Raw genomic sequence first — 21,899 nt, forward strand, 5'->3', positions numbered from 1 at the left:
TTTATTCACTTTTCTTTCTTTCTAAAACCATATTCGTCAATTTGCAAAGCGAAATTAAATTGCCTGCTTCATCGGTAATTTTAATTTCCCACAGATGAACTGTTCTTCCTTTATGAATAATTCTCGCAGTTCCAAAAACATAACCTTCACGAATACTTTTTAGGTGATTTGCCGAAATTTCGATACCTCTTACCTCCTGCTCTTTCGGATTGATAAAAAAGAAAGAAGCTGCACTGCCTACACTTTCTGCCAAGGCAACAGAAGCGCCGCCGTGCAATAGTCCCATTGGTTGATGAACGCTCGGATTTACAGGCATTTTTGCAGTTAAGAAATCTTCTCCAGCGTCAATATATTCAATTTTGAGCGTTTCCATTAATGTGTTTTTAGAAAACTCATTACAGCGCGCCAAAATCTGCTCTTTTGTATAATTCATTAAAATAAACTTTAAAAACGTAAAATTAAAGAAAGATAAGACACAAATCGAAAAAACGGATTCTAAAATTAAAAATCAATTATGAACTTGTCAGTTTTTTGCTATTTTTACAAAAACAATCGAACATAGATCTTTGGCTTAGAATTATTTTTTTATGCCACAGATTACACAGATTATCAAAGATTATTTTTTTTTTAGCATAGCAAAAAATCTTTTTAATCCTTTTAATCTGTGGCAAAAAAGAAAAACAATAATGCGTCAATACTTTGCACTTTTAATTTTCGGGATCATTCTAGCTTTCAGCTCTTGCCGAACTGACTTTGATACTGTTGCCAGTTCTGGAGATTTAAAGTTTTCAAAAGACACCGTTTATTTGGATACCGTTTTTAAAAATATCGGCTCTAGCACCTATCAATTAAAAGTTTATAATCGAAGTAAAAAAGACATTTCGATTCCGATTGTGCAATTCAAAAAAGGTCTAAGTTCAAAATACAGAATGACTGTTGATGGAATGAGCGGCATAAATGGAAAAATTTTTAAAGATGTAACGCTTTTAGCGAAAGACAGTTTGTACATTTTTTTAGAAACCACAGCAGATATTACAGACGCCAATCCGACCGATTTTTTATATACTGATGAAATTCAGTTTGACAGCGGTGCAAATCTTCAAGAAGTGGCTTTGGTGACTTTAATTCAAGATGCCGTTTTCTTATATCCAAATCAAAATCCGGACGGAACAAAAGAAAAAATTACAATTGACGGTAAAGAGGTTGACGGATTTTATCTTAACGAAAATGATCCTGTAAACGGAAACGAACTTCTTTTTACCAAACAAAAACCTTACGTAATTTATGGTTACGCAGGAGTTCCTGAAAACAAAACCGTGAATTTTGAAGCTGGCGCACGAGTTCATTTTCATGCCAATTCAGGTTTGTACGTTGGGAAAAATGCAACTCTTCAAATTAACGGAAGTGCTTCAACAACAGAAAAACTCGAAAACGAAATTATTTTTGAAGGTGATCGTTTAGAACCACTTTACTCGGATATTCCTGGACAATGGAAATCAGTTATTTTAGAGAAAGGAAGTACAAATCATTCAATCAATCATTTAACTTTAAAAAATGCAATGATTGGTTTAGATCTTAGAAGTCCATTAAATACAGCTGAAATTAAAAATACTCAAATTTATAATTGTGTAGAATACGGCATTTTAGCTCAAAATACTCAAATTGTTGGCGAAAATATTGTAATAAATTATGCCGGTTTAGCAAGTTTATCTTGTGTTTATGGAGGTGATTACAAATTTACACATTGTACTTTTTACAACAATTGGTCAAATCCTTCTCATTTCGCAGTAAATTTGAGTAATAATTTGAAAGGAGCAACGCCTGAAACAAATCCGTTAACTCAAGCTACTTTTAACAACTGTATTATTTATGGTTCGAATTTTAATGAATTCAATTTAAGCAAAAATACTGCCTCCGCTTTTGTTTATCAATTAAATAATTGTTTGCTGAAATTCGGAAGCACTTCAAATCCTGATTATCAATTTAAAACAGATCCGACGCATTATAACAATATTATTCTGAATGAAAATCCGAAGTTTTATAACGTTTCTCAGAATAAATTCAATATTGATAAAACTTCTGCCGCTTTCGCGAAAGGGAATCAAGCGTATAACATTCCGTTGGATATATTAGGAATTACAAGAACTTCTCCGCCAGATTTGGGCGCTTATCAAAGTCAAGATTTTCCGAAGTAATCATTTTTAACCATATAAGTAATTTAAGAAAAATAAGTTCTTTGTGAATTTTGCTCGCAAAGACGCAAAGTCGCTAAGATTTAGATGAAAAATTTAAAAAAAACTTTGCGCCTTCGCGTCTTTGCGAGATTAAATTTTCTCCATTCTGCAAATTCCTCGTATTTACTTTAGAAAAATTTGTAATTCCATTTTAAGACTCGCTTGCTCTTGATGAAGTCTTTTTTTGACATAAAATCGAAAAGAAACAAACGTTTACAAAGAAAAATTGAACATCAAAAAATGTTAATTTTTGAATGAGAAAACCAGCAAAAAAATTGCATTTTTAGGGCAAAAAAGAGTGGAAATAAATTATTAAAAAGGCACACTTTGTTGCTTTTTTTTTCGGTTTAGATTGACTAAATTTGCACCTCAATACAACAAACTACACAAATGATCCATTTCTTTGAAAACCAAAGCAAAACTGTTTTTGCCGTACAAACGCAAAACGAAATTTCAGCTCAAGACATTTCAAAATTAAACTGGCTTTTTGCCGACGCGAATAAGATTGAAAAATCTGCATTGACAGGTTTCTTTGTTGGTCCTCGCGCTACTATGATTACACCTTGGAGTACAAATGCTGTAGAAATTACTCAAAACATGGGAATTTCGGGCATTATCAGAATCGAAGAATTTCATCCGGCAAAGGAAGATTTTACTGATTTTGACCCAATGCTTTCTCAAAAATTCAACGAATTAGATCAAGAAATCTTCACTATCAATATTCAGCCTGAACCAATTTTAGAAATTGATGATATTGCTGCTTACAATAAAGTGGAAGGTTTAGCTTTAAGCGAAGAAGAAGTGGATTACTTAAACAATCTTTCGACTAAACTAGGAAGAAAATTAACTGATTCTGAAATTTTTGCTTTCTCTCAAGCAAACTCAGAGCACTGTCGTCATAAAATCTTCAACGGAACTTTTGTAATTGACGGCGAAGAAAAAGAAACTTCTCTTTTCAAATTAATCAAAAAAACATCTCAGGAAAACCCTAACGATATTGTATCTGCTTACAAAGACAACGTTGCTTTTGTAAAAGGACCAAAAGTGCAGCAATTTGCACCAAAATCGGCAGACAAACCTGATTTTTACGAAATAAAAGAATTTGATTCTGTTATCTCTTTAAAAGCAGAAACACACAATTTCCCAACAACAGTGGAACCTTTTAACGGAGCTGCAACAGGTTCTGGAGGAGAAATTCGTGACCGTTTAGCAGGAGGTCAAGGTTCGTTGCCATTAGCAGGAACTGCAGTTTACATGACTTCTTACTCTCGTTTGAAAGAAGACCGTAAATGGGAAAATGCTGTTGAAGAAAGAAAATGGTTGTACCAAACGCCAATGGATATTTTGATCAAAGCTTCAAACGGAGCTTCTGATTTCGGAAATAAATTTGGTCAGCCGCTTATTACAGGTTCTGTTTTAACTTTCGAACACTCTGAAAACGACCGCAAAATTGGTTACGATAAAGTAATCATGCAAGCGGGTGGAATTGGTTACGGAAAACTAGATCAATCAATTAAAAAGAAACCACAAGAAGGCGATAAAATCGTAATTCTTGGAGGAGAAAATTATAGAATCGGAATGGGTGGTGCTGCGGTTTCTTCTGCAGATACAGGAGCTTTCGGTTCAGGAATCGAATTAAATGCGATTCAGCGTTCAAATCCAGAAATGCAAAAACGTGCTGCCAACGCGATTCGTGGTTTAGTAGAAAGCGACAATAACCCAATTGTTTCGATTCACGATCACGGTGCGGGTGGACACTTAAACTGTCTTTCTGAATTAGTGGAAGAAACTGGAGGTTTAATCGATTTAGATAAATTACCGGTTGGAGATCCTACTCTTTCTGCAAAAGAAATTATCGGTAACGAATCTCAAGAAAGAATGGGATTGGTTATCGGTCAAAAAGATATTGATACGTTGCAAAGAATCGCCGACAGAGAGCGTTCGCCAATGTATGAGGTTGGAGATGTAACGGGAGATCACCGTTTTACATTCGAATCAAAATCAAATGGTTCAAAACCGATGGATTATGCTTTAGAAGATTTCTTCGGAAGTTCTCCAAAAACGGTTATGACAGATAAAACTATCGACAGAAAATATGCTGATGTAGCTTATTCAGCAAATGACTTCGAAAGTTATTTAAAAGACGTTTTACGTTTAGAAGCAGTTGCTTCAAAAGACTGGTTGACTAACAAAGTTGACCGTTGTGTTGGTGGAAAAGTGGCAAAACAACAAAATGCAGGTCCGTTACAATTGCCTTTAAATAATGTTGGAGTTATGGCTCTGGATTATTTAGGTAAAGAAGGAATTGCAACTTCTATTGGGCACGCTCCTATTGCGGCTTTGATTGATCCGGTTGCTGGATCTAGAAATGCTATTGCCGAATCGTTATCAAACATTGTTTGGGCGCCAATTAAAGATGGCTTAAAAGGAATTTCATTATCTGCAAACTGGATGTGGGCTTGTAAAAACGAAGGTGAAGACGCTCGTTTGTACGCTGCGGTTGAAGGTTGTTCAGAATTTGCAATCGAGTTGGGAATCAACATTCCGACAGGAAAAGATTCACTTTCGATGAAACAAAAATATCCAAATGACGAAGTAATCGCGCCGGGAACGGTTATTATTTCGGCTGGTGGAAATTGTACAGATATTAGAAAAGTAGTTGAACCAGTTTTACAGAAAAACGGAGATTCCATTTATTATATCAATTTGTCTCAGGATGATTTCAAATTAGGAGGTTCGTCTTTTGCACAAATCAGAAATACAATCGGAAACGAAACTTCCACTATAAAAGACGCTTCTTTCTTCAAAAATGCATTTAATACGATTCAGGAATTAATCGGCGAAAGCCAAATTTTAGCGGGTCACGATATCGGAAGCGGTGGTTTAATCACAACTTTATTAGAATTGTGTTTTGCTGATGTAAATCTTGGAGCTAAAATTGATTTCTCTACTTTCGCTGAAAAAGACTTATTAAAAATCCTTTTTGCTGAAAACATCGGAATTGTATTCCAAGCAAAATCAGATGAAGCTGTTGAAGATAAATTGAAAGCTAATAATATCGAATTCTTCAAAATTGGTTCTGCAACTTCTACAGCAACTTTAGAAATTGCAGATTACAAATTAGACATTCCAACTTATAGAGACGTTTGGTTTGAAACTTCTTATTTATTAGATCAAAAACAATCTAAAAACGGAACAGCAAAAGCACGTTTTGAAAACTATAAAAATCAGGTTTTAAATTATACTTTCCCAACACATTTTACAGGAAAGAAACCAGAAATCGACAATTCTAAACCAAGACCAAAAGCAGCTATTATTCGTGAAAAAGGAAGTAATTCTGAGCGTGAAATGGCAAATGCAATGTACTTGGCTGGTTTTGATGTAAAAGACGTTCACATGACGGATTTAATTTCTGGACGTGAAACGCTTGAAGATATTCAGTTTATTGGAGCTGTTGGAGGATTCTCTAACTCAGATGTTTTAGGTTCTGCTAAAGGTTGGGCGGGAGCTTTCTTATACAACGAAAAAGCAAAAACAGCTTTAGATAATTTCTTCAAAAGAGAAGACACTCTTTCTGTTGGAATCTGTAACGGATGTCAGTTGTTTATGGAATTAGAAGTGATTAATCCTGAGCATGAAGTTCACGGAAAAATGCACCATAACGAAAGCCAGAAACACGAAAGTATCTTTACTTCTGTAACAGTTCAAGAAAATAACTCTGTAATGTTATCTACTTTGGCTGGAAGTACTTTAGGAGTTTGGGTTTCTCACGGAGAAGGTAAATTCAAATTACCTTATGCAGAAGATCAATACAACATTGTTTCGAAATATGCTTACGAAGGTTATCCTGCAAACCCTAACGGATCTGATTATAACACCGCAATGATGTGTGATAAAACAGGAAGACATTTGGTTATGATGCCTCACATTGAGCGTTCGACTTTCCAATGGAACTGGGCGCATTATCCAAAAGACAGAAATGACGAGGTTTCTCCTTGGCACGAAGCTTTTGTTAATGCTAGAAAATGGATTGAGAAAATCTAAAAATATATTTTTATTAAAGCGCCCGAATTTATCGGGCGCTTTTTTTATAGCCACAGATTAAAAGGATTAAAATGATTTTTCTAAACTTTAAAAAAATAATCTTTGATAATTCTTTTAATCTGTGGCCATAAAAAACATCCCAACGCTATCCCCACATCGTTAAGATGTTATTTATTTTAATCTTTAAAAGCTGAAGCAATTCCAGTTACAATATTGGCAGTTCCAAAAGCAAATAATCCAGAAGCGATTGCCGTTTGTCCAGAGAAATATTGGCTTTCGCGAGCTATAATACTAAAAATTGTTCCGCCAGCTAATCCGGCAATTAAACCTAAACCAATTGTCGAAATAATCCACCAAGGTTCTGGTTCTGGAATCGGATGTTTCTTTAATAATTCGCGCCACCATCCAGGATACTTTGTACCGCACCAACCCATCGCTAAGAAAAAAGCAGTTTCCATAATAATTTAATTTTATGTAAAGCCTACTCTTTTGCTTTTCGGCTTCCGCATTATGACTGGGATAAAAGTAAGATTTAGGCTTTTTAATTATGTTATGAAATTTCCCGTTTTTGAAAGGGGAAAAATCCCCTTTTTTGTGCAACTTAATTTTATTCAAAGCAAACCATTAATAAGCCCTAAGTCTAATTTAATAATATCTTAAGGCGCTTTATTGGTCTGTATTTCATGCGATAAATAACTTTGTTGCATGGAAAAATGGAAACAAATCTTAGTCGCTGCAATTTTATTATTTGCCTTTAGTCAAAACTCATTTAGTCAAAAAACAAATTCGATAAACGGAACCGTTTCGGATGGAAAAACGCCTATCGAGTTTGCCGATGTGGTTTTAAAACCTGTAAATGACACAACCAAAACAGCTGCATATACTGTTACAGATGCTTCTGGAAAATTTATTCTGGAGAACATTAATCCTTCAGATTATATTTTAAAACTGAGATTGATTGGCTTTAAAACATTCACTCAAAAAATAAAATACACTGGAAATTCAATTTCACTTGGAAATATCACTTTACAAGAAGATGCCAATCTTTTAAATACGGTTGTTGTAAATTCTCAGAAAAAACAAATTCAAAAAACTGACGAAGGTTTTGTTTTTAATGCGGTTTCTAATATTTCGCAATCTGGCGGAACAGCCATTGATATGCTAAAAAACATTCCGACTGTTGCTGTAGATGCAGATGACGCGATTTCACTTAGAGGAAAAACACCTTTGATTTTAATTAATGGAAAAAATTCTGCCATTACTGATATGAATCAAATTCCGGCGAGCAGTATTGAAAGCATAGAAATTATTACAAGTCCGACGGCAAAATACGATGCCAATGCAGAAAGCGGAATTATCAATATTAAACTCAAGAAAAATAATTTAAACGGATTAAATGGTTCGGCGGTTCTTGGCGCTGGTTTTGGTGCAAAAGGAAGAATGAATAGTTCGGTTCTTTTGAATAATAAAACGGATAAATGGAATATTGGCGTTGCATACGATAATCGTTTTGCAGGAAGAACTAAAAGCATAAAGGGCGAAAGAACAAATTACTTTATTGATGATGAGCATTTTATTAATCAGAAAAGACAAGACCAAAGAACAGAAGGTCTGCAGAATTTAAAATTCAATGCTGATTTTTCTCCAAATGAAAAAAATACGTTTTCGTTTGAAGCACTTGGAAACCTAGAAAATAAAGACAATGATGAAACTTTAAAAACAGCTATTTTCAATAATTCTTCTCAGTTTTTTTCTGGAAATCAGCGTCATTCAATGGAAATACAAAAAGCTAAAGCGGCAGAAATGGCTTTCAATTATGACAGAAAATTTGCGGACGACAGAAAAAGCTTAAATGCAAGTATTACTACTTCATTCAATTTCGGAAGAGAAAATACCGATATTGATACGAATCAATATGATGAAAATGAAACTATAATTGGATATCCCTTTTTACAGCGAACTCATAATTATGCAAAAGAAAACATTTCAAATGCGATTTTGAATTATGCTTTTCCAATATCTGAAAAATCAATTATCGAAACGGGATATAAAGGAACTTTCAGATTCTTTAATTCTGATTTTCAAAGCGCCGATTTTGTCAATGATGAATACGTTGTAAATCCGTTAGTGAGTAATATTTTTGATTTTAATGAACAGATAAATGCCGTTTACGGACTTTGGAATTCTTATTCGGGTTCTAAAGAAAATCAAAAATGGAAATACAATCTCGGACTTCGTGCCGAACAAGTTTCGAACAATGGGGAAACAGCAAATGGAAGCGACAGTTTTTCAAATAATTATACCAAATTTTTTCCGTCGGCTTCTGTGCAATTAAATTTAAAATCAGACGAATCAGTAAAATTAGGTTATAGTAAACGTATTAATCGCCCAGATTTAGAAGACTTAAATCCGTTTGTAGATATTACAGACGCTTTGAATCCACATGGTGGAAATCCGTATTTAAAACCTGAAATTATTCATATTGCAGAATTAAGCTATAATAAAGAATGGGATAAATATTCTTTTTCTGGAAATGCTTTTTACCGAAATGCCAATAATGCAATTAGACAATATTCTATTTTACAAGAGAATGGCGCGGTTTTATTACAACCACAAAACATTGGAAACATGGTAACTTATGGATTGGAGACAATCTTTTCTTTCAAACCACTTTCATTTTATGATGCCAATATCAGTTTAACAGCTTTTCAGCAAAATATTGATTCCGGCAATTTAGCTGACGCGGAAGATGTTGTCAATAAAGCTTTTAGCTGGTACGGAAAAATCATTAACAATTTTATTCCGTGGAAAGGCGGTAAACTTCAAATTATCGGAAATTACAATTCTGCTGTGGCAACTCCGCAAGGAAAAAGAATTCCTATTTATAATGTAGATATGGGTTTTCAGCAAAAATTAGGAAAAGGGAATGCGAGATTAGGTTTAGTCGTAACCGATATGTTTAATACTTTAGAAAGCGGTTACAAAAACAATACTTTATTATTTAGAAACAACAGAACTTCTAAATCTGACACACGGGCTTTGATGGTGACTTTTGCTTATACTTTTAGATCAGATTTTAAAGAAAAATTACTAGAAAATCAGTTTTCTACGGAGTAAAAACTTACCAAAAATCATTCAATAATAAAAATTTCATTCTTGTATTTTTAAGGTTCATTTCTATTGAAAATTTAATTTATATTCGCCAAACCAAAAATCGGATATTAGATTTTTTCAGTCCCAAAAACATTAAACCTACATAGAATGAAATTTTTAAAATTACTTTTTTTAAGCAGTTTATTTTTAACTGTTTTTCAATCTTATTCTCAAATCAAAGTCGATCAGATTACCTATAAAATTCACGATCACTATATTACCACCACTATCGGATATCCGGTAACGGGAACTTTTATGTCGGAAGGTAAAAAAGAACCAATTGTGCAATTGAATCCAGATGGAAGCGGTATTTTTCAGTTTGAAGATTTAACGAAAGAAAATATTGTTTGGGGAATCGAATGCACCGAAGAAGGCGTTCCTACTTTTAAAGAAGGGTTCAATAGTGCTACTTATACTTTTTGGTATAGAGATAAAAATAAGGAAGACTGGAATTACACGCAGTTTTCAATTCACTTCAATAAGAAGAAAATGTTCATTATGGGCGAACGTATGAAAGATTACGAAGATTATAATGAGATGCAAAAACAGTATTCTAAATAAATTTTTCTCTATTTTTTGTAAAATTTGCTATTAAAAAGAAAACGTTTTCGTTGAATTTTAATAGTACTCATAAATTTTGCCATTTAATTATATAAAATTAAAAATCATTCCTAAATTTTATTTAATTTGCAGTAAAATTCAATATATTAAACATGGTTCCAATCACACGCCTTTTTGATTTTCCCTACTATCAACAAGAAACTTACAACCTTCCAGTCGCTCTTGCAACCAAAAAAAATGGAGCTTGGGAAAAAACATCTAGCCAGGAATATATTGCAAAAGCAAATGCTGTTTCGAGAGCATTATTGCGCATGGGCGTTCAAAAAGATGATAAAATTGCTTTAATTACTTCAAATAATAGAACCGAGTGGAATATCATGGATATTGGTATTTTGCAGACTGGTGCTCAAAATGTTCCAATTTATCCAACAATTGCTGAGGAAGATTACGAATATATTTTAAACCACAGCGGCAGTATTTACTGTTTTGTTTCTGATGATGAAGTCTATCAAAAAGTTCAAGCTATTAGAGCTAATGTTCCGACTTTAAAAGAAGTTTATTCTTTTAATGAAATTTCGGGTTGTAAACATTGGTCAGATTTACTTTTAGCTGGCGAAGATGAAAGCAATCAAAATGAAGTTGAAGCAAGAAAAGATAGCATTAAAACAGACGATTTAGCAACGATTATTTATACTTCTGGAACAACCGGAAGACCTAAAGGTGTAATGCTTTCGCATAAAAATATTGTTTCGAACGTTTTGGACAGCGCGCCAAGAATTCCGTTTGATCCAGGAAAAAGTACAGCATTAAGCTTCTTGCCTATTTGCCATATTTTTGAAAGAATGATTTTGTATATCTATCAATATTATGGTGTTTCAGTTTATTTTGGAGAATCTATTGATAAAATTAGCGATAACTTAAAAGAAGTTCGCCCGACTGTAATTACGGCTGTTCCGAGACTTTTAGAGAAAGTTTACGATAAGATTTATGCAAAAGGCGCTGAATTAACAGGAATCAAGAAAAAACTGTTTTTCTGGGCAATTGATTTAGGTTTAAAATATGAGCCATACGGTGCAAATGGATTTTGGTATGAATTCCAATTGAAAATTGCCCGCAAATTGATTTTCAGCAAATGGAAAGAAGGTTTGGGCGGAAATCTAGATTTAATGGTTTCAGGAAGTGCTGCTTTACAGCCACGTTTGACCAGAGTTTTTGCTGCGGCAGAAATTCCTGTTATGGAAGGTTACGGTTTAACTGAAACTTCTCCGGTAATTGCGGTTAACGATCAAAGAAACAAAGGTTTTAAAATTGGTACAGTTGGAAAACCAATCCGTAATCTTGAAGTAAAAATTGCCGAAGACGGCGAAATTCTTTGTAAAGGTCCAAACGTAATGCTAGGCTATTTTAACGATCCTGAAAAAACAGCAGAAGCTTTACAAGATGGTTATTTCCATACGGGAGATATCGGAGAAATTGACAGCGAAGGCTTCTTGAAAATTACAGATCGTAAAAAAGAAATGTTCAAAACTTCTGGAGGTAAATATATCGCGCCGCAAATGATCGAAAATGCGATGAAACAATCTCGTTTTATTGAGCAGATTATGGTTGTTGGTGAAGGCGAAAAAATGCCGGCAGCTTTTGTTCAGCCGAATTTTGAATTTGTGAAAGAATGGGCTAAAATCCACAAAATTACTTTAGGAAGTACTGACAAAGAAATCAGCGAAAATAAAGACGTTATCAAACGTATCGACGAAGAAATCGAAGGTATCAACAAGAAATTCGGTCACTGGGAACAAATCAAACGTTTTGAACTTACGCCAGATGTTTGGTCTATCGACGGCGGACAACTTACACCAACGTTGAAATTGAAACGTAAAATTATTAAAGAGATTTATAAAGATCTTTACGCAAAAATCTACGGGAACAATTAATAAATCAAAATAATATAACCAAACGAAAACGGCTGTCAATTGACAGCCGTTTTTAAATTTGCGAGTATATCACTCAATGACCAATGTCATTCTAAATATTCTAAAATATTATCTCGTTTTCTAGAAGAAAAAGTTTTTAAAATCTAGAAAGAAACTTCTTTTCTTAGACTTTTTCACAGACTTTTCTTTTTTCTCAAAAACAGCTTTAGTTTTCTCAATCCGTTTAACTGGTTTTATTTCTTCCGTTTTAGAGATTTCGTAAAACTTTTTGAAAGGTCTCGGATGAAAATCAACCAAAATTGCAGCCATGTTAATAGCGTCAATGTTTGATGGATCTGTTTCTCCTTTAAGGAATGTTTCGATAGGTCTAAACTTATCTTTTTTCTCCTTAAACTTATTCTTTTTCGAATGATCGAATTCTAAGCCCAAAAGATTGCTGAAAACATTCAGATCCTCTTTTGTTGGGTTATTTTCGAAAATCAACCAGCACAAATCACGAAGTTTTCCACGAGAAGGTTTGTACAAATAATCAAAGTATTTCCCTTCTTTTTCGATTTCGTATTTTTTTCTAATTGCGTTTTTATATTGTTGTAATGTATTGTTTTTCATGGTGTTTTTGGTTTTGTAATTCTTGGGAATCTCAGGAAATCGAAGGTTTTTCTAAGAAATCCAATATCACAAAGTCTAAAAGCACCATTGCTTTACCAGAGAAATATCTCTAAATGATATATATAATTTTCCTAAAATTCACCTTTCCATTCCATAGGTTAATAAGTCCTAAATCCATTTTTCCGCTCGAGGCAAATGGCGGCTCACTAAATTCCACTTTATCTGTTTGACTACTATCGTCTGACCTAAGTCCTATTTTTTGATTCATCCTTAAATTTTTATTGTTTTTTATTAAGCTTCTGAGGTTCTAAGATGCTAAGCTTCTAAGCTTTTTAAACCTTTGTCCCTCTGCCCCTTTGTTCCTTTGTCCCTAAGACAAAAAAAAAGCACCCGATTAAAGGTGCTTCATAACAAATACGATATTACTATCCTATTGCCTATATTGATGCACCGACATGTAAAAGCATTCACGACCTGAAGTCGAGGCTACTAATCCTGCGTTGTGTATGTATAATTTAAAACTCATTTTATTTATTTTTTAATTGTTGTTGTTTTTATTATTATTTATTGCAATTGACATTGTTATTGTTATTGTAATTTGTTTCAATTTTGTTTGGCAAATATATGATGGAAAAATTCATATTTCCAAATGTTTTTTAAGAATAATTTTCTGACTATCAATTAGTTACATATAAAATAGAAGCAAAGAAATTCCTGTCCGCAAACTGATGCAGATCTCGTTTTGTATCAAATGACTGTTACTCATCAAATTACTTTTCAAGAGGATATTTCGCTATTTGGTTTAATCATGAAACATTTGGTTAATTATTTTTTTTAGTTTTTTTAGTTATGGTTTGTTTTTCTATCATTTTTTTGTCCTATTGAACGATTTTTTGTCCTGTTGAGCGAAGTCGAAACATTCTCAAACTATTTCAAACAAAAAAAGCGTCCCGAAATTAGGACGCTTTTATATTTTATGTTGAGTTGAACTCTAAATTCTACATTTCAGTTTCATAAAAATACATATTGCATCCAAACACCTCAGCTGGAAAATCTCCGGCTAATTGTTCAAATTTTTTGCTTACTGAAAGTATCATACGTATTTTTCTGTTTATTAATTACAGATACAAATGTAGTATATTTTATATTAATTTAACAAAATGTACTTAAAATATATTTTTTTTATAACAAATCAACCTTTATTGAGACAAGCTTTCTGAATCTGCTTCTCTGAAAATGGCGATAACGTTTCTGCCAGATTTCGGCTGGTTCTTAAACAGCTCAGTATTTTTTGCCTTAAATTGATATCGTCCCCAAACTCTGTATGCATTAAAAGCTCGAAGATTTCCTGCAAATACATAGGCTGTTCTTTGTAATCTCCCTCAAACAATTCGTCTGAAATGAAATTAATTACGGATGGCACTACATCACGATGTGTTGGCTTTTGATTTTCTTTTTGCATAATAGAAAATTTTAGATGCGCGAATACCTCGCTTTAGGTGTGCAAAACATTCAAAGGAATGATTTAGGACAGTTTCCTGTTCCTTCACCATGACGAGGTATTCGTTTATGTTAACTTAAAAAAAGTTTTAAGGATTTCTCCTTTGATTGTTTTGCATTGCAAAGATATGCTTTTATTTTAAAAATAAAGAAAAAACTTACTTTTTGCTTTAATATAAAATTGATTCAACTTTCTTCATTGCTTCTATAAATGGCAATGGTTTTGACTTAGAGTTAATATAACTATTATTAGAATTGTCAATTAATAAATTAATGTGGAATATTCCAGTATCTTCATCCCTTGCCTTTAATTTATCTTTTATACCTAATAATACTTTTTGAACTTGAAGATAAGAAGTCTCAACTTTCGATAAATTAGAAACATACTGATCTAGAAAACTTGCCGAATTATTAAATGTCTTGTCAAATTTTTTATCTAAATAAATTTTATTAAAAAAAGATTCTATCATATTATAATCTTTAACTACATCGTAGTCTGCAAAATAATTTGAATGAGCGGAAGCATATAAATCAGTACCCAAAAATCTGTAATAAAACTCAATAGCTCTTTCAGACTTTACTTTAAAAAGTACATTTAAAGAGTCCGATATAAAACTCTTATTAAAATCGTCATCAATATTCTCTAAATATTCGAGAGCTTTATTTTCACAAAAATCATTATCTAATCCCTCTTCTAATAAAATAGAAATTGATTCCCATGCTTTGAAACTATATAGATCAATACAACATTCTTTGAGCAATTTTACATCATTTTCTAGTTTATAAAAATTAAATAATTGCTTTTTGAAATTATATTCTCTTTTGTGATTCAGTAAATATTCTCTAATTTCTGGAAAGACCTCTTTTAATAAATTCTCAATGGCATAATTTATATGTTTTTCCAAAACATATGTTGTAAGATTTAAAGTCTTAATATTTTCTTTTATCCTTTCATCAAAGGTGTTTTTATCAATAATTTTTTCTTTAAAAAAATCAAACCAACTTTTATCTTCATTATAGCTACTAATTTCTGGAATAATTAAAGAATTAAGCAGAAAATCTTGAGGCAAAACCAAATCTAATTTCCTTGAAAAATAAACAACATCGTCCCATTTATTATAGTCTCCTAATTGCGAAAACCCATAAGAATTTACAGCAAAAATTTCATTAAAATTTATTTCTATAGTTTTTTGCTTAACCCAATCTCCTATGTCTTTTTTTTGGAATTCAGAAATCTTAACTTTATCTGTAACTTTTTCATTACTCTTAATTTCGTTTTTTATTTCATTAAATATAAAGTTATCATCTTTTATGAGTTTCTCTACATCAGCAAATAAAGCTGGTCTCTTTATTTGATAAATTAATCGACTTAATATCTTTAGTGATTTATCAATTTTATTTGCATGTCCATTTTTTTGATACCATTTAAAATGGATTTCACTAAATCGTTCCTTACTAATTTCTTTTCCATTTTCATTGAAAACTTGCTTAATCTCGTCAAGCAACTCATCCCTTTTAAATAGTATATCCAAATTCATTTGAGGTTTTTTTTCAAAATCTTCCTGAATTTTTAAAATCTTTTCATCTGAATACATCTCCTCATTAAAAGAGAAACCTATTTTTATCATTTCATCATTAAAAAACTTAGCTAAATCTCTCTTGTTAGCATTTGCAGTAGCATTCCTAAAATATTCTATTTCTTTATATTCAACATCTATTGTTGTTTTAAACTTTTCAATTACATACCAAATATTTTCATCATTAACTAAAATCGATAATACATAATTAACATCTTTAAAATCATAAGATTTTATTAAATATTCAAAAATTCCATTAATGGATTTTCGGCTAATTTTGGATATTAATTCACTTATTGGTCGTTCAAAATAAAAATGTGTTTTTTGTATATCTAATTTCTTGAACATTTTAATAATAAATTGATCATCATTACTATCAAATTCCACACATTTTTGTATTAATTCATCCTCATCAGTAGAATAAATATCTATGTTATTATTGCTGTCAAAATAATACTGGGCAAAATTCATGAATTTATCAGAATCTCTAATTTTTAGTATTAATTGATTAAGTACATAACTATTTCCTCTTGATACATCATCTTTTTCCAGCCTTGGTTTAATATTATTTTCTCTTAAAAACTCTTCATTGATAAAATCATAATATAAATCAATGTAATCAAATTCATTAATTATATTTAAAATTTCAACATTAATTTGTTTACTGGTTTCATCCTTAAAAACATGCAATATTTTTCGCAAATAATCCTCATCATTATTACAAATATTCATTCTTGAAATACAATGAAGCATACTCGATTTAATTTGTTTTGAATTATTATTATCTGATAAATATTCAATTAAAAAAGCCTTAAACCAAGTTTGTTTTGTAGTTGATATTTTTCCAAAGAAGCTAATTAAATTCAAAGCAGAAATCCTCGCTCTAAAATGTCTTTCTTCGTCTTTTATAATATTACTAAGATAATCAAAGTTTATTTGACAATCTCCAAATCTTGCAATTTCCTCTATACTAAAAGTTCTGTCAGTGCCTATCCAATACGTTTTTTCAATACACGTATCTTCAAAATATTTTTGAAAAACTCTCTCTCTTATTGCTTCCGTAATTCTATCATTTTCAGCTCTAAATAATAATTCTGGTTCATTATCTACCAAAAAATCAATTAATTGTTTAAACTTAGATGTACTATGATCTAAAATATTTAGTAAAAATGTTATTGTATTAAATAATAGTGGATGTGTTTTATTTGTTCCAGTGATAAAGATAAATTTTTTAATATCTTCAAATTCTAAATCAGAGATTAATAATGAAGCAAAATATTCTTGAATATTTCTATGCTCAAAATTCCATCTCTTTGTTTGGAGTTGAAATTCAATAAGTGGATTTTTTTGAAATTCTTTAAAATCGTGGGAATCTTTTTTAACAATCTTGAATAAATCATCTTCACCAAATATGTTGGTTTGCATCAATTCATTTATTAAAGATATTTTTTTACAATAATCATTAATAAGAGTAATATCAAGAGTAATTTTTTTTAGCTTTTCATTTTCATCAATAAAGAACCTGCTTTCAATATATTCCTTCCATAATTCTGCATTATTTGTTGGAAGTTTTTTTTTGTCATTTACATAATTTGCTAAAATATTAACTTGGAAAGGCGATTTAAGAAAACTTACATCTAATTCATTTAAATTAAGAGAGTCAACAATATCACCACATTTATTTTTCAAAAGCTCAATACTTTGATCATACATTAAATCTTTTAGATAATAAACTTTGAAATCATAAACTCCTTTTACGATTTTTTCGTAGACATTTGTTCTACAACTAAGCAAAATCTTAAATTCTCTTTCTTCTATTTCAAGTTTTTGAATAAAATTTTCAAGCTTAGATGTAAAATCCTGAATATCCGTAATTTCATCTATCCCATCCAAAATAAATACAACTTTCTGAAATCTACGAAACATTAAATTAATGTAATTTTCAATTGTATTTACAGCTGTAAAATTTTTTAAATTCCTAAAAACTGGAACAAATTCGTTATCTTTATCATTCCAAATTTCATTAGCAAAACACTCTAATTCAACTGTTTTACCTAAACCTGGATTACCAAGTAGAATTACTTTATTATTATTTTTTAAGATATTAAGTAAGGTTAATGTATTTTGATTTTCATTAAAAAAATTTAAAATATCATTATTTTCATTTTCAAAATAAAATCTATTTAATAAAAAATCGTTGTCCTTAATATCAACAAATTTAATTTTATCACTTTCTGATAAAGTGCTTTTTAAGATTTTAGGCAATAAAAGTTCATCAAACTCATCTGTCGAATTCAAATTAAGATTTTCTATATTCGTCTGAATGATATTAGATCCTTCATTACCTTCATTAATAAAAATCGTTTTTTTATTAATTCCTAAAAGACTAAAAAGTTTTCCTAACATACTACCTTATCGTTGTTCGAATATTAGAATCTTTATTTTTTTTATTCATGACTTCAACATTATTATCACCTGAAATATCTGTATCAATATCAGTATTTTCATTTTTAATATTAGTCACTTTTGAAAGTTTTTCTTCAAAAAACAAGACAATGAGAGCTATAAATTGAGTAATAATTGCAATTAATGGTTCCTCGTTTTTATCTTTTAGATACCAATTAACTGCTATTACTAAAACTATAATATTAAGAGCAATTATTATGTATTTTATTTTTTTATTCATTTCAGACTTATGTTTAATCAAATATACAAATTTACTAATACTAAAGTTCTCAAACATTTCATTACTCCTAAATCCCAAAAAAGCTTTTAGAATTCCTCGTCGTTTCCTCCGCCACTTTAGCTAAAGTAATTCCTTTAAACTGTGCAATTGTTCCGGCAACATACGGCAGAAAAGCGGGTTCGCAACGGCGTTCGTGGTATTTCTTCAAAAGGCTGTTCGGGACATTTTTAGGAAGCATAAACGGCGCATCGGTTTCAATCATCATTCGGTCGAGCGGTACGTACTGAATGACTTCTTTTAAATGACTGAAACGTTTGGCATCAGAAATCGCTCCCGTAAAACCCAGATAAAATCCGTTATCGAGATAGGTTTTGGCTTCTTGCGAAGTTCCCGTAAAACAATGCACAACGGCTTTTGGCAATTGCGGTAAATAGTCTTTGGTGATGTTCATAAAAGAATTAAAAGCTCTTCTCTCATGCAAAAACAAAGGTTTCTGGACTTCAATCGCCAATTCTAATTGGGCTTTGTAACATTCTTCCTGTTTGTTTCGGGGCGAAAAATCACGATCAAAATCGAGTCCGCATTCGCCAACGGAAATAACTTGTTTCTGCTTTAATAAATTGCGCAGTTTCGAAATGCTTTTTTCATCGAAACTCTTCGCATCATGCGGATGAATTCCTGCCGTCGAATATAATATTCCTGGATATTGTTTTGCGATTTCTAATGAAGCTTCGCTGTTTCGTACGCTTGTTCCCGTGAGTATCATTTGCGATACATCGGCGTCGAGCGCGTCTTGTACGACATCGTCTATGTCGTTTTGGAATTGTTTGTTGGTTAAATTAATTCCGATATCTATGTATGTTTTCATTTTTTTTTATTTTTTGCCACGAAGGCACTAAGACACAAAGTTTTTTTTATTCTTTGTGTTGGTTATTATTTTGTTAATCTCGCAAAGGCGCAGAGTCGCAAAGTTTTTTTACGCAGATTTAAAATGATTTAAGCAGATATGCCCAGATTATTTATAAAAATCTTTTTAAATCCGCTGGAATCTGCAAAATCTGCGTGAAAAAATTATTTAAGCTCAAAGCAACCACAAAGTTGTCATTTCGACGGAGTAGAAATCTTCGCGAGAAACTCTACAAAGATTGGACTCACGTTGTGGAGCTACTTGCGGAGATTTCTCCTTCGTCGAAATGACATAAAATGAGAGTAATCACTGTGATGAGAAACCTTTGCAACTTTGTTACTTTGCAACTTTGAACCTAAAAGAAGATCTAATCTTCTTTACTTCCATCATCTGCCATTCTAACCAGTTTCGGTGTAAACTTCGCCACAACATCAACCAAATCCTGTTGCGCTTCCATCACCTGATTGATATCTTTATACGCCATTGGGGCTTCGTCTAGACCTGCGCCGATAAGCGTAACGCCATGATCTTGCAGGATGGATTTCATTTCAGTTTGTGTGATGTTTTTTATGGCTTGAGTTCTACTCATTTGTCTTCCTGCCCCATGCGAAGCCGAATTAATAGCGTTCTCCTCTCCTTTTCCTCTCACCAAAAATCCCGGTGCAGTCATACTTCCTGGAATGATTCCCATAACGCCTTTTCCCGCTGGAGTTGCTCCTTTTCTATGTACGATCACTTCTTCGCCGTTCCAGATTTCTTTCCAAGCGAAATTATGGTGGTTTTCAACTTTGGCTAAAATCGTTGCACCCAAAGCGCATTCCATTTTATTATGGATAATCTCGTGACAAGCCGAAGCGTAATCTCCCGCCAAATTCATCGCCAGCCAATATTCTTGTCCTAATTGTGAATTCATATCCAAATACGCTAAGTTTTTGGCCACTTCTGGAAGTTTACATTCGTCTTTGGCGATTTTAGTATAATGTCCGGCAATTGTGGCGCCCATTCCGCGTGAACCAGAATGCGTTAGCAAAGCGACGTATTTTCCTTTTGGAATATTCAAAACTGCATCGTCTTGCGCAAATTCCATGATTCCGAATTCCACAAAGTGATTTCCACCACCCGAAGATCCTAATTGCGACCAAGCTTTATCTTTCAAATTCTTCACAAACGGATTCATATTGAACGTTTCGTTCTCTAAAACCGCATGATCTGATTTGTACTGACCGTGAAATCCGTGACCTGCTCCAAAAATAGAATTCGCAATTAATTCTCTTTTGAATTTGGCTTCGTTTTCAAAGTAAAAATCTTCTGGAATATCGTAAACCGACAACGCCATTCTACATCCAATATCAACACCAACGCCATACGGAATAATGGCATTTTTTGTGGCTAAAACTCCGCCAATTGGTAATCCGTAACCTTGGTGCGCGTCTGGCATTAAAGCTCCTGCAACCGTCACAGGCAGTTTCATGGCAACTTCCATTTGTTTTCTGGCACCGTCTTCGATATGATCTAATCCGTAAGCGGAATAAGCATTCGGATTTTCATTTAAAGCAATAAAATCTTCTGGTTTTTCATTCGATTTTTCGATTAAAGCTACAGCCAATTTGCTGAAGATTTTATCGTCGATATAGTTCTCTGGAGTTTCTAGAACGTTTTTGAAATTGGCAATCATTTCGTCTCTTGTGAATCCGTTTCTTTTACTGTTTATTTTTAAGGCAATTCCGATTATTTTTCCTTCTGGGAATCCTAATTCTAATATATCTGTTCCGTTTATTTGTGTTTTCACTTTTTTGTTTTTTAAGGGGCAAAGGTTCAAAGTGACAAAGTCGCAAAGGTTTTTTACTGCTTCGCAGTTATTTTACGTAGTTTTTTTTCTATTTTTTTGTTCAGCGAAGACATATTTCTCGCAAAGTCGCTAAGACGCAAAGTTTTATTAAAAGTGATTAACATACAGTTTGTCATTTCGAGGAACGAGAAATCTTCGCAAGTAACTCCGCAATCAAAATCGCCAATCTTTTTCTTTTTTAAGTCACAGATTATGAGGATTAAAATGATTTTCTCTTTTTTTGTCATTTCGACTGAAAGGAGAAATCACACTAGAAACTCCGTACAGAACGTCGCCAATCTTTGTCGAATCCCGCGTGTGATTTCTCCTTTCAGTCGAAATGACAAACCTTATGCTTAATTTTATTTATATGATGTTTTTCAACATCGATTTTTTTTAATTATAAAAGAGGTAACATTTAGGAATGGTTTAAATTTCTTTGGAACGAAGGAACCATTTCCCGACGACACTCTTTTTTTAAGAGCAATAATTGATAAGTGACTTTAGGATTCGAACCTAATAAATCAACCGACGAAGTAACACTTATACACGGCATCTTATTTTTTGAAAAAGTAATAATTGATGAGAGTATTTTGAAACCTTTACGAAGTAGCTCTCACACACGACATTTTTCAGTTTTTAAAAAGAAGTAAAAAGCAATAAGAGAAACGGGGCTTGTCTTGCCAGAGTCGAACTGGATAACCTTGCTGATTTTACAACTTCGCTATTCCTCCCCAAATTTGAGACGAAGTAACTCTTATTTACGACATTCTTTTTTTTATTTTTTAAACAAGGCAACAAACGATAAGTGAAATTTACGTGCTCTACCACTGAGCTACACTTCCTTTTATATTTTTTTTCTTGCGGAA

Annotated in this window: 13 protein-coding genes; 5 read left to right on the plus strand and 8 right to left on the minus strand. The window is 32.3% G+C overall.

The window, feature by feature from the left end; translation table 11 throughout:
• Position 1 precedes the first annotated feature (1 nt).
• Positions 2–433: a PaaI family thioesterase gene (locus NYQ10_RS19880; protein WP_289877971.1), complete on the minus strand. Its 432-nt coding sequence runs from the start codon at positions 431–433 to the stop codon at positions 2–4.
• A 253-nt stretch (positions 434–686) separates the two neighbouring features.
• Here NYQ10_RS19880 and NYQ10_RS19885 point away from each other — a divergent pair, with 253 nt between their 5' ends.
• Positions 687–2,195 carry a hypothetical protein gene (locus tag NYQ10_RS19885; RefSeq protein ID WP_289877972.1) on the plus strand — a complete coding sequence of 503 codons (1,509 nt, stop codon included), beginning with the start codon at positions 687–689 and terminating at the stop codon, positions 2,193–2,195.
• 429 nt (positions 2,196–2,624) lie between these two features.
• Positions 2,625–6,278, plus strand: a complete 3,654-nt coding sequence (gene purL, locus NYQ10_RS19890; RefSeq protein ID WP_289877973.1) for a phosphoribosylformylglycinamidine synthase — start codon at positions 2,625–2,627, stop codon at positions 6,276–6,278.
• A 176-nt stretch (positions 6,279–6,454) separates the two neighbouring features.
• Here purL and NYQ10_RS19895 read toward each other — a convergent pair whose 3' ends face one another.
• Positions 6,455–6,736, minus strand: a complete 282-nt coding sequence (locus NYQ10_RS19895) for a hypothetical protein (protein WP_289877975.1) — start codon at positions 6,734–6,736, stop codon at positions 6,455–6,457.
• 247 nt (positions 6,737–6,983) lie between these two features.
• Here NYQ10_RS19895 and NYQ10_RS19900 point away from each other — a divergent pair, with 247 nt between their 5' ends.
• The 3 genes from NYQ10_RS19900 to NYQ10_RS19910 all read left to right on the plus strand — a co-directional run bounded on the left by NYQ10_RS19900 (position 6,984) and on the right by NYQ10_RS19910 (position 11,923).
• Entirely contained in the window at positions 6,984–9,395 is a 2,412-nt protein-coding gene (locus tag NYQ10_RS19900) for a TonB-dependent receptor domain-containing protein (protein ID WP_289877976.1), read from the plus strand.
• Positions 9,396–9,539: 144 nt separating this feature from the next.
• Complete coding sequence (locus tag NYQ10_RS19905) at positions 9,540–9,992, plus strand: hypothetical protein (RefSeq protein ID WP_289877977.1); 453 nt, start codon at positions 9,540–9,542, stop codon at positions 9,990–9,992.
• 152 nt (positions 9,993–10,144) lie between these two features.
• Positions 10,145–11,923, plus strand: a complete 1,779-nt coding sequence (locus NYQ10_RS19910; RefSeq protein ID WP_289877978.1) for an AMP-dependent synthetase/ligase — start codon at positions 10,145–10,147, stop codon at positions 11,921–11,923.
• A 120-nt stretch (positions 11,924–12,043) separates the two neighbouring features.
• Here NYQ10_RS19910 and NYQ10_RS19915 read toward each other — a convergent pair whose 3' ends face one another.
• The 6 genes from NYQ10_RS19915 to NYQ10_RS19940 form a co-directional block, all read right to left on the minus strand.
• On the minus strand, positions 12,044–12,532 hold the full coding sequence (locus tag NYQ10_RS19915) for a hypothetical protein (RefSeq protein WP_289877979.1): 489 nt from the start codon (positions 12,530–12,532) through the stop codon (positions 12,044–12,046).
• A 1,192-nt stretch (positions 12,533–13,724) separates the two neighbouring features.
• On the minus strand, positions 13,725–13,994 hold the full coding sequence (locus tag NYQ10_RS19920; protein WP_289877980.1) for a hypothetical protein: 270 nt from the start codon (positions 13,992–13,994) through the stop codon (positions 13,725–13,727).
• A gap of 208 nt (positions 13,995–14,202) precedes the next feature.
• Entirely contained in the window at positions 14,203–18,015 is a 3,813-nt protein-coding gene (locus NYQ10_RS19925; RefSeq protein ID WP_289877981.1) for an NACHT domain-containing protein, read from the minus strand.
• 1 nt (position 18,016) lies between these two features.
• On the minus strand, positions 18,017–18,295 hold the full coding sequence (locus NYQ10_RS19930) for a hypothetical protein (protein WP_289877982.1): 279 nt from the start codon (positions 18,293–18,295) through the stop codon (positions 18,017–18,019).
• Between the two features lie 67 nt (positions 18,296–18,362).
• Positions 18,363–19,163 (minus strand): TatD family hydrolase, encoded by an 801-nt coding sequence (locus NYQ10_RS19935; RefSeq protein WP_289877983.1) that lies wholly within the window; start codon positions 19,161–19,163, stop codon positions 18,363–18,365.
• Positions 19,164–19,569: 406 nt separating this feature from the next.
• Positions 19,570–20,991: an RtcB family protein gene (locus NYQ10_RS19940; protein WP_289877984.1), complete on the minus strand. Its 1,422-nt coding sequence runs from the start codon at positions 20,989–20,991 to the stop codon at positions 19,570–19,572.
• Positions 20,992–21,899: the final 908 nt, after the last annotated feature.

The organism is Flavobacterium johnsoniae (assembly GCF_030388325.1).
GTDB classification, from domain to species: Bacteria; Bacteroidota; Bacteroidia; order Flavobacteriales; family Flavobacteriaceae; genus Flavobacterium; species Flavobacterium johnsoniae_C.